Origin of the sequence: Ascidiimonas meishanensis, assembly GCF_037782385.1 — a bacterium.
Lineage (GTDB): Bacteria > Bacteroidota > Bacteroidia > Flavobacteriales > Flavobacteriaceae > Ascidiimonas > Ascidiimonas meishanensis.
Genome location: NZ_JBBEXD010000009.1, coordinates 1 through 14,712, shown reverse-complemented (window position 1 = coordinate 14,712; position 14,712 = coordinate 1). Strand labels below are relative to the sequence as shown.

Annotated in this window: 12 protein-coding genes and 1 pseudogene; 4 read left to right on the top strand and 9 right to left on the bottom strand. The window is 33.1% G+C overall.

The window, feature by feature from the left end:
• Positions 1-220: 220 nt before the first annotated feature.
• Genes WBG07_RS14710 through WBG07_RS14700 form a run of 3 tightly spaced genes read right to left on the bottom strand, consistent with a single transcriptional unit; the run spans position 221 to position 3,014 of the window.
• A complete protein-coding gene (locus WBG07_RS14710) occupies positions 221-1,240 on the bottom strand; it encodes a hypothetical protein (protein WP_340202284.1) in 1,020 nt (339 codons plus the stop codon).
• Positions 1,237-2,412: a M20 family metallopeptidase gene (locus WBG07_RS14705; RefSeq protein ID WP_340202283.1), complete on the bottom strand. Its 1,176-nt coding sequence runs from the start codon at positions 2,410-2,412 to the stop codon at positions 1,237-1,239. Before WBG07_RS14705 ends, WBG07_RS14710 begins: the two co-directional genes overlap by 4 nt.
• Entirely contained in the window at positions 2,409-3,014 is a 606-nt protein-coding gene (locus tag WBG07_RS14700; protein ID WP_340202282.1) for a flavin reductase, read from the bottom strand. Before WBG07_RS14700 ends, WBG07_RS14705 begins: the two co-directional genes overlap by 4 nt.
• A 490-nt stretch (positions 3,015-3,504) precedes the next feature.
• Here WBG07_RS14700 and WBG07_RS14695 point away from each other — a divergent pair, with 490 nt between their 5' ends.
• A complete protein-coding gene (locus tag WBG07_RS14695; protein ID WP_340202281.1) occupies positions 3,505-4,656 on the top strand; it encodes a hypothetical protein in 1,152 nt (383 codons plus the stop codon).
• A 449-nt stretch (positions 4,657-5,105) separates the two neighbouring features.
• On the opposite strand, the gene WBG07_RS14690 is transcribed toward WBG07_RS14695, so the two are convergent.
• The 5 genes from WBG07_RS14690 to WBG07_RS14670 form a co-directional block, all read right to left on the bottom strand.
• Positions 5,106-6,302 (bottom strand): succinylglutamate desuccinylase/aspartoacylase domain-containing protein, encoded by a 1,197-nt coding sequence (locus tag WBG07_RS14690; protein WP_340202280.1) that lies wholly within the window; start codon positions 6,300-6,302, stop codon positions 5,106-5,108.
• Positions 6,295-8,163, bottom strand: a complete 1,869-nt coding sequence (locus tag WBG07_RS14685; protein WP_340202279.1) for a CBS domain-containing protein — start codon at positions 8,161-8,163, stop codon at positions 6,295-6,297. Before WBG07_RS14685 ends, WBG07_RS14690 begins: the two co-directional genes overlap by 8 nt.
• Positions 8,164-8,268: 105 nt before the next feature.
• Entirely contained in the window at positions 8,269-9,108 is an 840-nt protein-coding gene (locus tag WBG07_RS14680) for a universal stress protein (RefSeq protein ID WP_340202278.1), read from the bottom strand.
• Positions 9,109-9,205: 97 nt separating this feature from the next.
• Complete coding sequence (locus tag WBG07_RS14675; RefSeq protein WP_340202277.1) at positions 9,206-10,270, bottom strand: response regulator; 1,065 nt, start codon at positions 10,268-10,270, stop codon at positions 9,206-9,208.
• Positions 10,267-11,496, bottom strand: coding sequence for a PAS domain-containing sensor histidine kinase (locus tag WBG07_RS14670; protein ID WP_340202276.1), 1,230 nt, complete (start codon positions 11,494-11,496; stop codon positions 10,267-10,269). The genes WBG07_RS14675 and WBG07_RS14670 overlap by 4 nt, the downstream gene beginning before the upstream one ends.
• A gap of 157 nt (positions 11,497-11,653) precedes the next feature.
• Between WBG07_RS14670 and WBG07_RS14665 the strand changes: the two genes are divergently transcribed.
• Positions 11,654-12,757 (top strand): site-2 protease family protein, encoded by a 1,104-nt coding sequence (locus WBG07_RS14665; RefSeq protein WP_340202275.1) that lies wholly within the window; start codon positions 11,654-11,656, stop codon positions 12,755-12,757.
• Positions 12,758-12,858: 101 nt separating this feature from the next.
• A complete protein-coding gene (locus WBG07_RS14660; protein WP_340202274.1) occupies positions 12,859-13,071 on the top strand; it encodes a dodecin family protein in 213 nt (70 codons plus the stop codon).
• Positions 13,072-13,209: 138 nt separating this feature from the next.
• On the opposite strand, the pseudogene WBG07_RS14655 reads toward WBG07_RS14660, so the two are convergent.
• A pseudogene (locus WBG07_RS14655) lies at positions 13,210-13,382 on the bottom strand (transposase); the annotation flags it as partial.
• A gap of 278 nt (positions 13,383-13,660) precedes the next feature.
• Between WBG07_RS14655 and WBG07_RS14650 the strand changes: the two are divergent.
• Positions 13,661-14,712, top strand: a 1,052-nt coding sequence (locus tag WBG07_RS14650) for a leucine-rich repeat domain-containing protein (protein ID WP_340202273.1), incomplete at its 3' end; no start/stop codon positions are given.

The following is a 14,712-nucleotide window of genomic DNA, read 5'->3' as shown; positions in this document are numbered from 1 at the left end:
ACATCCAATAAACATCTTTATTTTTTTATTCAGTCAAAGAACGTTTTTTAATTACTATATAAAGATACGGTATACATACAGTTTAAAAAATGACATTTATCAGTTTTGAATATAAATTTTATTGTTACTTCCATTAAATCATATTTACCAACAAAATTCATTTACTGTAGTATTGGTGAGAACATCATACAACACATTGTTAATTAATTTGTTGGTTTTCTTACAATGGAAAACCCATTTTAGCAGTTAAAATTTGTTTGAGCTCCTCAGTTGTAGAGGCATCTATCAAGTTAAGTGGTTTTACTTTGCAAAGCGTTTCAACCATGTCTCTTCCTGCAAGTGTATTGGTTGCAACTCCGGTAACAATATCCGGTACTATATTAAACGCTTTCATAAGACCAAAAACAGCATATGGGTCTGAAGCGCTCAATATGATACATTTTATCTGGCTTCTTATTTCCTCTATAGCAGTATCTCCATTGTAGGGTTCTAAGGGGGAAGCACCAATCTCTATGACTGCAACATCTGCTTTTTGTTTTTCAATTCTATTGAGTAGTTCTTTTAGCCTTTTTTTATAACCATTTTGTACATAAATAGAAGAGGGAAGCCCCACATCCACAAAATCCATTACCATATCTGCACCAACATCCTTCATTGCAAGAATATCTTTATATCTACCCGCTCCTGTTAGCTTTGCCCCTACCACTTTAAGTCCTGCACTTTTAAAAAGATTTGTTACTATTCTTGCCGAAGTAGTTTTGCCAGCAGACATTGATGTTCCTGTAAACAAGACTACTGGTGTTTTGAACGGTATCGGTTCAGAATAGGAAACAAATTGATCCATCGTTATTTTTTTATGCTTACGAACTGTATGTCCTACATATTTAATTTCTATCATTTGAGGAATAAAAGCAGATTTGGAGGTAAGCTTGCCAAAAAGACCTGCACCGGTAAGTACATGCATTTTCAAATCTTTTTTTATTGCGCTCCAATTACCGGTAGCTTCTAAAGTAGCATACCTTTCTCCTAGCGCACCAATGAGATATTCATTGCCAATAATTCCTCTCATTCGTCCATTAGGCAATTCAATAGATAATTTATTACTTCCAGGATCTGTAATCTGTCCAACTACATAATCACCAGTTTGCCAATGATTAGTTGTTATTTTTTCTATCTGAAATGGATTCATGGAAAGATCTGAAATTCTGGTTAACGAAGTAAAAATATATTTGTAATTCATGACATCACATTTAGGGGTTTTTGCATAAGTAGAAGTGTAAGCAGCGCTGTTCTTTCTACAAGTTTATTTCGTTTAATAAATTCATGGGAAGCGTGAGCACCGTCTCCAGGGGTTCCTAAACCATCTAATGTTGCGGTATACAAACTAGTTGTATTTCCATCTGAGCCACCACCGGCAGTTGCCTCTTGAAGTTCAAGCCCCAACAACCATCCTTGCGATTCTGCAATTTCCCAAAGCATTTGGTTTGCAGGAGTTTTTTCCATTGGAGGTCTTCCAATAGCCCCATCTACATGTAATTCAACATCTGGGAGATAAGGTTTAAGGTTAAGGATCTTATTTGCTATTTGAATTCCATCTTTTTCAGTGAGTACACGTACATCTACCACCGCTTTACTTACGGGCGCTACTACATTAGGAGAGATTCCGCCTTCTATAATACCTATATTTACGCTAATTCCACGATCCAGATTGTTCATCTCGTGAAGTTTTTGAATCTGATACGAAAGCTCTACAATGGCATTAACTCCCTTAGCCGGATCTAGTCCTGCATGTGCAGCTTTGCCTTTAACAGATACGGTAAAGCGACCAATCCCTTTTCTAGCGGTTTTTAATCTGCCCTCTAAACCTAGTGGTGGTTCCAAAATATAAGCTCTATTAGAAATTCTCGCCAGTCTTTTTATTATTACAGTAGACTCTTTGCTACCAATTTCTTCGTCCGAATTAATTAATATAATTGGGGTTACCTGGAGTGATATATTAAGCTCTTTAATTGCTTTTAATGCAAAAACAATTTGTGTAAGACCTGCTTTCATATCATATATACCAGGACCTGATATTCGATCATGTTTTTTCTTCCATGGCATTTCAAGAAGTGTTTTTTCTGGCCAAACGGTATCACAATGTCCAACTAATAGCTGTAAAGGTTTGTATTTGGTTCTATTCTGAGGTCTTGCATACAAATACCCTCCAGTTTTTTTGCCGGCTTTGTAAGAAACAAATAATCCGGTTTTTTCTAATTCATTAGCGAGTATACGGAGTATTTTCTGTTGCAAAGCTTTCTTGTGAGAAGGTGATTCTAAGGAGACCAATATTTTTAGAAAAGATTCCATTTCTGGTTTCTTAAGGGTAAGAAAACCTTGAATATCGTTCACGGTAGTTGTAAAATCTTTCATTTCATGAAGTCTTTAGGAAAAGGGAAATTAAAAGTCTCAGATACTTTTGCGAATCTTCCATCTGCTACATATACCAATAAAGGATGCTTATAAAGCTGTTCTTGTTCGTCTAAATCAGACATTCTTAAATAATTTGAATTCACGAATGCCGCACTTATTTTACCCGTAATGATACTGTTGTCATCAAAACCATCTATAATCTTGAATAAGGAGCATTCTAAGCGGAGATAAGAATCTTCTAAAAACAACGTATCGGTTACCGAGGCTTGTACTGTAGGTAATACGGAAATTGTGCTTTCAAATTTAGATAACTCTTTTTTACGGGGACTTGCGCTTAAGGAGGTAAGCACTTCCTGACCAGGTTTTGGAAAACTTACGGAGAATTCCTGATTATTCTGAATGTTTGAATAAGTAGAATGCCTTGGAGTACACACAAATCCGAAATAATTGTGAAAGCCAACTGGAAAAGCCAGATGCTTTGGAGCCATATCATAACCAACTCCTTCCTTTGTTCCAATAATAACCAAGGGAGCAATGGTGAAAAAATGATCCCATATTGGACGAGAAAGATCCAATTCAATAAAATCAGTTGTTTTTTGCATAGTAAAAAAGTTACTCATGAAGGTACAAAAGGAGCTTGTCAAAATAACTGATTAATATCAGTCTAAGTAAGATTAATATTCAAGAGTTTTTTTTAGTCTCTAAATACCTACAAGCAGCTACTCGATTTTTTATGCATTAATAATTTACACCTATTTTTCTTACATGTATATTTTAATGAAACAAATGCGAATGGCCTATAGCTTGCATACTTTAAGGCTATCTGATCTTATATTTAAAAGTAAATGACACGAACTTCTTATATACATTTATACGCTCTGAAGCCATAGTGAAAACCCCTTTGAATAAAGTAAATTTCTTGAACAAAAATAGAATTATCTGATCTTTTTTATAGAGGTTTTTTTGATAAAAAAATAATGATTATCAAAGACTTAAAGATAAAATTTTGATTAATATGTTGGGGGTTTATCCTTCCAAAAAATACCTATAAATAAGTCAAAATATGTAAGAACCGTTTAAAATCAATTTAGTATGATGAATAATGAAAGACCGCAAGATAGAGAAGACAGTTCCGATTTACAAGCTATTTACATATTTATGAGTATCGCAATAGTTGGAATATCTGTTCCAATCTTAATGAAAGGTAGTACAGGAGCTATATTAATGGGTACATTTTTGAATATGATACCTGCTGTAATTCTAACACGTGCAGCGTTTTCAAAAGTAACAAAAACGGTAGCGAAAATTAAAGCACAAAAAAAGAACAAAGCGAGAGCATCATTTATAGAAATAGGTTATGATAACCATCTGTCTCAGGAAATGGCAAATTTTGGACTTACCAAAGCGCATATTGAATCTTCAGGTTACTCTGAAACTACTAGATATCTAATGAACACTTTAATGAATGCTGGAATTTCTAAAAACGGCCCTAAAATCTATAAATTAGTTATAGATATGCCTGAATATCAAGTACGGGGTTTGCGAAACGGATTTACGTTAGAACAAATGGGAATTCAAAAGAATTGGTGGGGTGGTATAGCTAAGCCATCTAATAATGCTTTTGCAGGTTTTACTATTGATGCCCTTGAGTATTTTAACGACAGGAATAATAGAAATCAATTCAATATTCCTATGGATGATAGAGTAGAAATTGCGCTTTCACTAAATTCTAGACAGGTTTTAGGCATGATTGAATTTGGTCTTACGTTAGAACAAATAAATTCTCCCTTTTTTTTAACTAATCCAAATATATTAGGAGAGCTCGCATTCACTTTAAGGGAATCTTCTAATATAGAGAATTATGAACTTTATCTACCTCTTCCTGCTAGTGAGAAAGCAAGATCCAGTGCTATTTTTGATAGGATATCTATTAATGCAGAAGATCAAGTTTCCTTGGAAGATTTAAATTCTCCGTTATCAAGAAATATTTCCTTCGATACTGCAGATATAGAAACAGGCAAATTAGATAAAAATCTAGATTACGATGTACCTGCTACCTTACATGAATTAACCCTCCCTCAAGATTCAGAAGATAACATAAAAATTGATAATCTTAAGAAAATCAAAAGTTTAGAAGAAAGAATTTCAAATTTACCAAAAACAATTGAACGTCTAAACAGCAGCGAAAGGGAGACCGAAAACAGTACAAAGAAAAAAGCTAGAAAAAAAGCACCACCATTATAACAATTTATCTAACTAACGTGAATTCGATCTAATTTCAGTTTTATTTTTAAGCTTAAATAGCGTCTTTGAATTATTAAAGTTGTTGTATATAAGTTACTTACGTTCTTGTTCTTTGCTTCTCCACCCTGCGACATCGCTCAGGGTTCAAAAAACGATTTCTATTTTCTTCAAAGGAGTTCATGAATTTACATTTCTCCCTCGAACGGTTGGGGCTTCGAAAATTCTTAACGGAAAACCTTGTTATACTGCGTAAAAAGACAATTTTGAACTCGATTTTAATTCTTATTTACATCGAACTGAAGTTATTTACGTAGAACTCCCGTTAATTATTACCAAAAAAACCAAATTTAACCTGTCAATGGATAACTAACAGATATCATTTGAGAACTGGACTGATTTATTAATACTACAGAATAAATTATTGAATTCTAACCTAGGATTAAGAAAACTTAATACCAAGAAGCTTCTTTATAATCCATATTTCTTGAAGCTGCCTCCCTGTTCTTTACGATTAAGTGATTCTTATTTAATGTTTTGCTTCTATATCCCATTAAATGAAAAAACTGCTTGGCAAAGAAACGAGCTATTTTTCGATTCACTAATAGGGTGTCTTTTTTTTGAGACTGCCAACGCACTCCCGGCAAAAGAGGTAACATCGTGTCAAACTTTAAATTGCGTAGTACTTTTGAAATTTCCAAAAAATAATAAGGTATTTGTCTAATAAGAAAAAAGCCGTCATCACCCATTTGCTGATACAATGGCATAAATATTCTTCCTTTTCTAGGGGCAGGAACTTTAATCCCATTTTCAATTGCAAGCTCTTGATTCTTTTGGATCTTTTGAAAATTTTCAAACCCTGACTTCATAATAAAATTACTATTGTTTGCAATTTTATGCTCATAAAATATCTCATAAAACTTATCAAATCCTTTTCCTGCATCGGCAAGTCTTTTGAAATGTTTTTTGAACAAAGCTTCATTTTTCCAGATATCTAAAAAATACAAGGTTAAAAAAATGAATGATTCATGATAATCTATTGCTTGTTTACTATCGTGTTGTCCGCTCTCATATCCAAAAGCAACATAACCCAGTTCATTGATGTAACTTAAAAAAGGGCCTATTAAATATTCTTCTATACCCAAAACCAGTGGTATAGGATATTGCATGGTAAATTTTCTATTCAATAAACTGTCATTAAGAATTGCAAAAGGTATCGTTTTTCCAGAAGTAGTATGCAGATCTATAAAATAAAATGGTCCTAATTCTACCGTTAAAATATGCTGCACCGCTTTAAACAATTCCAATTGTTCCTGCTCATCTTCACCAGAAGGTTTAAAATTATCCTGTTCTAATAGATTGGTATATTCTGGTGTCCATATCCTGTTAAGATCCTTCTCATTATAGCGTTCACCATTTTTTAATGCGCTTAAATTACCGCTTAAGGCATATATGCTGCCATTAAATATGGACTCTTGTGGTTTTAAAAAATCTAAAACTCTTTGAAGTGCAAATACCCCCGCAGATTCATTACCGTGAATCCCTCCTGTGAAAATTACTACCGGACCTGAATTTTTTCCTGAAATTTTTCCAATAATTCTATTAACCTCAATGGTTTTATGAAGAGCCTTGCTATATACTTCACTCATCTTTAATAGTACTTAGATCCATAAGCGTTATAATACCTACCAATTGTTCTTTATATACAACAGGAAGACAGCCTATTTCTAGCGATTTCATTGTCAAAACAGCTTCATTTATAGAGGTATCTGGTGAAACGGTGATCACTTCTTTGATCATTATCTCAGAAACATTTTTGTGTTCAAATTCTTTTATGTTTTTTTGAAAATTTTCTATATGAGACCAGGTAAGTAATCCAACAAGTTTATCCATATTATTTCTAATAGGTATATGATGGATATTTTTCCATTGCATAATTTGCACTCCCAAACTTGCCAGATCATTTTCATTTAACGTATAGAGCTGTGTAGACATGATATGCCTTACTAAAGTAGCTGATTTTGAGTGATTTATATTCTTATTAACATCTGGCCACTTATGTACCGGCAATGATGATTGTTGATTCTCATACATTTGCTGTGTAAGTGTTACTAAAGCATCATCTTTTTTCATGGTGTTGCGCAACTTCCTATAATTACTTACCGACCATGACGCTCCAGAATTTCCTGCTACTCTTTCCTCTATAATTCCAAGTAATCGCTCCATATCGCTTTTATCAATCTCACATTTTTCAAGTCCGTTATAAGCAATAGGCAGCAACTCTTTCAAAATTAAGTCGTTCACAGTAAGATATTTATCATCCCACTTTAAAATAGATTCTTTTCCTGTTCTGGCTGCTTTTATAAAATTTTCTTTAGCATCTCTAAAATCCATTATGGATGGCATATCATCATATTTTATGGGTCTTCCTTTCATAAGTCCTACCCAAAAAGCAAAATTGGCCATTTCATCTGCTATAGTAGGGCCTGCAGGGATATATCTATTTTCTATTCTCATATGTGGCTTACCCCCACCTACTCCATAACAGGCCCTATTCCAACGATAAATAGTTCCATTATGAAGATTAAGTGCAGAAAGTTTTGGAATTCTCCCTTGCTCAAGTTCTTGAATGGCATTTGTATCAATATCTTTTACTAAAATTACGGGATAACTAGCTATATTGTGTTTATAAATATTCACTATAGACCCAGATTCCCAATTTTGCCCAAATGAAACGCGAGCTTCTTTATCTTTAAGTGCATAAGAAGAAGACCTTGTATCTATACTTTGCTGAAATAAGGCGATACGGGTTTCATTCCATAGTTCTCGACCTAATAGCAAGGGAGAATTAACAGCACATCCTAATACTGGGGCTGAAATTGCTTGTGCCCAGTTATAACTAGCAATAAAATCATCTGGTGCTATTTGCAAGTGAAGTTGAAAACTAGTATTGCAAGCTTCGTACAATACAGAATCGTGTTTTACACTTAATTCATCTACTCCACGAAGATTTAATTGGAAATTAGTGCCTCTTAGACTTTTAATGGCATCATTAAGCGCAGCATATCTAGGGTTTGGAGTCATGTAATCCAATGACAATTGACCATTGCTTATAGTAGGCAAAATACCAGTTAATAATACTTTAGTATCCTTCTTGGCGGCAGTCTCCATAGCAAGACTTAGCAATGATTTTAACTGTTGTTCAATAATCGAAAAACTTTTACCTTTTAACTCTACAGGATCAAGATTTATTTCTAAATTATAGAGTGCTAATTCTGTTGTGAAGTTTTTATTATTGATAAGGTTTAGAATTTCTATGGCTTGATTAGATGGCCGCCAGTGTGCATCTACTAAACAAAACTCCTGTTCTGCTCCAATCCTTACAATATCATCTTCAAAGAGATTATTAGCAAGCATATACTCTAAAGCCTTAATATCATTCAATAAGTGGCTTATAAACTTTGTGCGTGTATCTATAGTAACTTCCGTACTTACTTTATGTTCTCCCATTATTACTTTAAAATTAAAAATAATTAAACAGTCACCATCAAAAATAAAACTTTGGTTTTATAGAAAGCTTAATTCTTTTATCAATATAACATGTTTTCAGAAAATCTATTCGTGCAGTACAAGAAAGGGAATTTCTGTATGATAACTAATCGTCTCTACTGCTGGTCTAAAAAATATTTGTTGAAAAAAGTTGAGATTTTTACCCACCATTGCAATAAGATTTATATTTCTGCTTTCTACAAAGCACTGGATGGCATCTTCAAGTTTATGATTTGTAAGCCTGTAAAAGCTAAGTTCACGTTCTTTCAAATAGCCTTCTAATAGTTGTTTGTTTGCCTGTTGCTCTTCATTCAATGCTTCTTCCTTCTTACTCACATGTAATACTCTGATAGCCGCATTGTGAATTTCAGAAATTTCCAATAAATCATCTAGAATTCGCGCATTGTAAAGAATATTGAAATCAGTAGGAAAAGCAATTTCTCTAATAGGTGTGTAAACACTATCTTCTGGTATCACTAATTCTGGGCATTTAACTCTGGTAATAGTATCTCCAGTATTGCTGCCTAGAATTATTTTCTTTAAACCGGATGCTCCTTTGGTACCCATTACTATCATATCTATTTTTTTCTCGTCAATGATTTTTCTCAAACCATTTACTAAAAAATCAAAGGAAACCAAAGTGACAAAGTTGTGTTTAGAATTATAGGTTAGTTGATTAATTTTCTTTAATAAATCAGTCATTCTTTCTTTAGACTCTGCTACCACACTTTTTTCCAACACATCTGCGGATGGAATATAAATCATTTCTTTCTCTAAAATAGTATTGGAGTTACATGCGTGGTATAAATAAAAATTACAACGACTATTTTTAAAAAAAGAGAGTGCATACTTTATCGCATTCCAAGAGTTGGACGAAAAATCGGTAGGTAATAAAATATTCTTCATTTTAATGACACTTACTAGCTAATAAAACAAAAATAGTTTGCAATGCATCTGGAAAAAATGAGGAATATCAGTTAATGAAGTTTAAAAAGGCGCTCTTTTATTCTACAATTGTCAAGCCATCTTCATCTAAAACCTTAATAGTTCTTCCTTCAATTTCAATAAGACCTTCTTTTTTAAGGGAAGATAAAGCTCTTATTAAGCTCTCTGTGGCAATACCTGCAACTCCTGCCAGATCGCTTCTGGAAATTCTGATGCCATCTTGTTGACGATCTTTCAATTTATCTACAAATTTTAAAATAGTATTCGCAGTTTTTTTTCTTACTGAGCTATATGCCATTTGAAGAAGTTGGTCTTTAGCATCTGAAAGGGTATCTGTAATATAATTGATGAGCTCTAGAGTAACGTTGTGATTTTCTTCTAGTATTGATTTAATTCTATCCTTAGATACTTTTAAAATTCCAGAGAACTCCATGGCCGTAGCAGCTTCGGGATTTGGTGAATTATAGGCAAAAGAAGTATACCCAAAAAAATCTCCTTTGTTGTAAAGTCCTGTTATTAGTTCTTTACCATGTTCATCTAATCGATGATTTTTCACTACCCCTTTCTCTACTAGATACAGGTAATTAGAATTGGTTGTTTCCGAATAAATTTCTTCTCCTGGTTCATACTCTTGAAAATCACCTTCTTTATCAAAGAAGGTTCTGAGATCATTAAGGCTTTTTAAATGGTCTTCGTGACTATTAAAATGTATCTGATTAACCTCTACAGATCTTTGATGGTCTTCTAAAATAGCTGCTTTGGCAATTCTACTTTCAATGGCATTAATGAGTTCTTCTTCTTCAAAGGGTTTCGTAAGGTAATCATCTGCCCCTAAATCCATTCCTTTTCTAACATCTTTATGTTCCGTCTTAGCAGACAGAAAAATAAAGGGTATGAATTTAGCTTTCTCATGCCGTGACAAACCCTGCAATACACCATACCCATCTAACTCAGGCATCATTATATCGCAAATAATAACATCAGGCAATATTTCTATGGCTCTAGACAAACCAGTTTTACCATTGGCTGCTGTTTCCACATCATAATTAGCCAATTCAAGTAATTCCGCAGTATTTTCTCTTAATACGGGATCATCTTCTATTAACAACACTTTTTTTATCATGATAGCAATGCAGATTTTATGGGTATTTCAATGGTAAATTTACTTCCTATATTTTCTTTACTCGAAAAATAAATCGACCCTCCTAAACTTTCTAAATGTCCTTTTACTATATTTAAACCAATACCTGTGCCCTGATCTAAAGATGCATTCTGAGCGCGGAAATAGCGTTCAAAAATATGCTTTTGATCTTTTTCAGGGATTCCAATTCCTTCATCTGTTACTGTGAAAATTAATTTACTGTCTTTTTCTTCTACGGTTAAATCTATCGTAGTATTTTCTGGTGAATATTTAATGGCATTTCTAATTAGGTTAAAGAGTAACAGCTCTAAAATTTTTTGGTCAAAATATAAGGTGAAGTCATCTGTATTTTCCGGATAATTAATAGACTGCCCGCTCTTGAGCAACATATTTGAATCATAAACCACCTCATTAAGTACCTTACTCAATTCAAAATGCGTAAAATGGTATTTAATTTTACCAGATTCAAATCTTTCTACAGAGAGAAAGTCATTTAAAATATCATTTAGGTAATGTACTTTATTTGCAATGGTATTTAAATGCTTTTGTTGTTTTTCTACATTACCCGTTTCAATGTACTTAGTTGCTAATCTGGTAGATGTCAATATTCCGGTTAATGGGGTTTTAAATTCATGAGAAACCATAGAAAGAAATTTTGTTTTTAATTCATTTAGTTCCCTTTCTGCTTTTAAACTCTCTAAAGCTTGCGCCTCTGCTTTTTTTCTTTTTTCAACCTCAATCTCCAATTCAGCTATGGTTTCATGTAATTCTGAAGTTCTTATTTTGATCTTATCTTCAAGACGCTCATTGAGTTCCAGAATCTTACTTTCTGTTTCTTTTCTCTGCGTTATATCTACCAACAAAGCCAATACAAAACTTTTGCCATAAATGGTAAAGGGAGCAAGACCCACTTCTATAGGAAATTCTTTACCAGATCTTTTGAGTCCAAATAATTCACGTCCTTCACCCATTTGCCGTCTTTCACTATTGTGAAAAAAACCTTTAAAATGACCTCCGTGATTGGCATGGTATCTATTAGGAATAAGAATACTTAATTTTTGATTGATAAGTGCTTCACGAGCATAACCAAAGATTTTTAGACAGGCAGAATTTACTGAAACAATATTTTGATTATCATCTACCATCAAAAGTCCTTCTGGTATGGCTTCTGATAGTATATTAAAAATATCTTGTCCTGACTCGAACATATTATTGCTTGACAAATTGGTGGTTATCAAATGTTATGGAAATTCTTCTTTTTCAGGCAAATCAAAAATACGAAAATTACGGCAATTACAATAAAGAGGATGACTATTATCATTTGTTAATAAATAACATGTTCCTACATTAGAAAAAACTCATATAATGAAGGGCATTCTTAAATTGGGCAAGGTTTCAGACATTAGGATAGAAGTACACTGGACTTTTATTTTCTTAATAGTATGGATTGTTTTTTTAGAACTTAACAGAGGAGGTACCATCCATACTATTCTTACTAACATTCTTTTTATTCTTATTTTATTTACATGTGTTGTACTACATGAATTAGGACATGCATTAACAGCAAAGAATTTTAATATTAAGACAGAAAAAATCACCCTTCTCCCTATTGGTGGAGTTGCCAGCCTTGAAAAAATGCCTGAAAAGCCATCCGAAGAACTAAAAGTTGCCATCGCAGGTCCATTAGTGAATCTTGCCATTGCACTGGTATTGCTGATTGTATTTCCCATTGAAAAGTATTTTAACCTTTCACCAGACAAACTCATAGAATTTGTAAGTTCGGGTAGTTTTGATAGCTTTATTTTTAACATGCTATTGGCTAATTTGGTTTTGATAGTATTCAATCTCATACCTGCTTTTCCTATGGATGGTGGTAGAGTTTTAAGAGCATTATTAGCGATGCGAATGAAGCGTTCTAAAGCTACAGAAATTGCAGCGGGACTGGGACAAATACTCGCTGTTTTATTTTTTATTCTGGGAATTCTATACAATCCTTTTTTGGTATTAATAGCGCTTTTTATTTTTATGGGAGCTTTTCAAGAAAATAAGATTGAACAACAGCTTTCTGTGGTTAAAGATTACAAAGTGAAGGATGCCATGCTTACCCATTTCACCTTAGTAAATCAAACACATACAGTTGAATATATGATTTCTCTTATATTAGCTGGTACCGAAAAACATTTTATGGTAGTTGACGATCAAGATAGTTTAATTGGAGTTATTCACTTTAAAGATATTTTAAAGCATGCGAACCAACCTGATTTGCAAATTAGAGATCTTTTTCATAAAAACTTTAAAACCATTCATCCTGAAGACGCGTTACCGGAGGTTTTAAGACTTATCACTGCTACAAAAGAAAACTTTTTCCCGGTACTTGATAAAAATACTATTTTGGGTGCGCTAGACCCTACCAATCTTAATGAGTTTATTTTATTGACTGCTAAAATTAATGATGGATCATCTTCATGATTCTGAAAGAATCTCATTTTAGTAAGGTGATGAATATCATTTTAAATATGATATTTCTGTTTTATCTTATTCTATTCATTAATCCTAAAAAATAAAATAGTATGTCAGTTTTAAAAGTTATAGAAATTCTTGGAAATTCTACGGTTAGTTTTGAAGATGCTCTTCAAAATGTCGTAAAAGAAGCTTCAAAAAGTGTGAAAAATATTAAATCGGTCTACATACAAGATATGCAGGTAACCGTTAATGATAATGTCATTAACCAATACAGGGTTAATACTAAGGTTTGTTTTGGAATTCAAGAAGACACCAATTAGAGCTTCCGGTAAAATTAGTTGATGCGTTTTAGGCAGGTTTACCCCTCGTATTATTCGTCAACTAATTTATTGATTGGCTTCTTGCGGTTTCTAATAAGCTGACTTTTATCTAATGATTTAGCACAATAGTTGTAAAATGCCAAAGCTCCTATGTCTTGAATGCGCTGTCTGAGCAATGTTTTTTATTTGATCATTATAGTTTCTAGTACAGATTTTTTTCTGAGCAGTATTTTATCTCTCATAGCCATGAATACATTTTTCAAGTTGTTTCTAATATTGGCAGTTAAATAGAATTCTTGATCAAATAATACGGTCATAGTTACCATCTCACTTGAAAATATCTTAACTGTTGAATTCTTAGTCTTTCTACCCATTGTCATTCGCACTAGAACAAAATATTCTAGTAATTTTGGTTTTAGAAAACATAGACAGAATACATTTATTTATTGGAATTCAGTAGTTTTATATTAGGGGAAATCTTCTTTTTCAATACATAATTTTAATAGGTTCTTCTTCACTTTTAGTTTTGGAGCTCCTGATAATTTGGATTTGTAAGTAATGATTTCAAAAAAACAGTCATGATATAACAATGGGAAATATAGTAGAAGCAGAGAAAAGAATTCAAAAGGCAATTGAAAATAAAGAAAGAATATTACAGCTAGATACACTTTCTTTAAACAGTGATGATCTTTTAAAATTAATGCCAAAGATTATCGAAGGACTGCCAGCACTTGAAGGTCTTGATTTAGGTGGTAACCAACTTACTTCTTTACCTCAGGAAATAGGGAATCTTAAAATGCTTGGAAGGCTTGATTTAGGTGGTAACCAACTTACTTCTTTACCTAAGGAAATAGGGAATCTTGAAAATCTTGAGTATCTTTATTTAAATCATAATCAACTTACTTCTATACCTCAGGAAATAGGGAATCTTAAAGTGCTTGAAAGTCTTGATTTAAGTAGTAACCAACTTACTGCGTTACCCCAGGAAATCGGGAATCTTGGAAGTCTTGAAAGTCTTGATTTAGCGGAAAACCAAATGATTACGATACCTGAGGAAATAGGGAATCTTCGAAATCTTAGCGAGTTTTATTTAAGAAATAACAAGCTTACTGAGGTACCCCGAGAAATAGGGAATCTTAAAAACCTTTTAAGTCTTAATTTAAGTAATAACCAACTTACTACACTACCCCAAGAAATAGGGAACCTTGTAGCGCTTGAAAGTATTTATTTAGCGGGTAACCAACTTACTACGCTACCACAAGAAATAGGAAACCTTGAAAATCTTAATCATCTTTTTTTAAATAATAATCAACTTATTAACGTACCTCAAGAAATAGAGAATCTTGAAAATCTTATGCTTTATTTAACAGACAATCCCTTATCAGAAGATACCATAGCTTTCTTAGATGCTATAGCAGCGGAGCGTAATATTCATGTTAGATACAATATGGCTGCTTTTGATGTGGCTTCTGATTATAAAGAGGTTTTGGCAAAACTCTATAGCGAGGAGCAAAGTGAATCCTTGGCTTCTAAAATAGGAGCATTAGACACTTCATGGTCTTTCGTTAATGGGAGTGAAAAGGTAATTGAAGCGCAAAAAGAATTACGTGAAATGGAGTCTCATAGTGTTGTGAGCCCTGT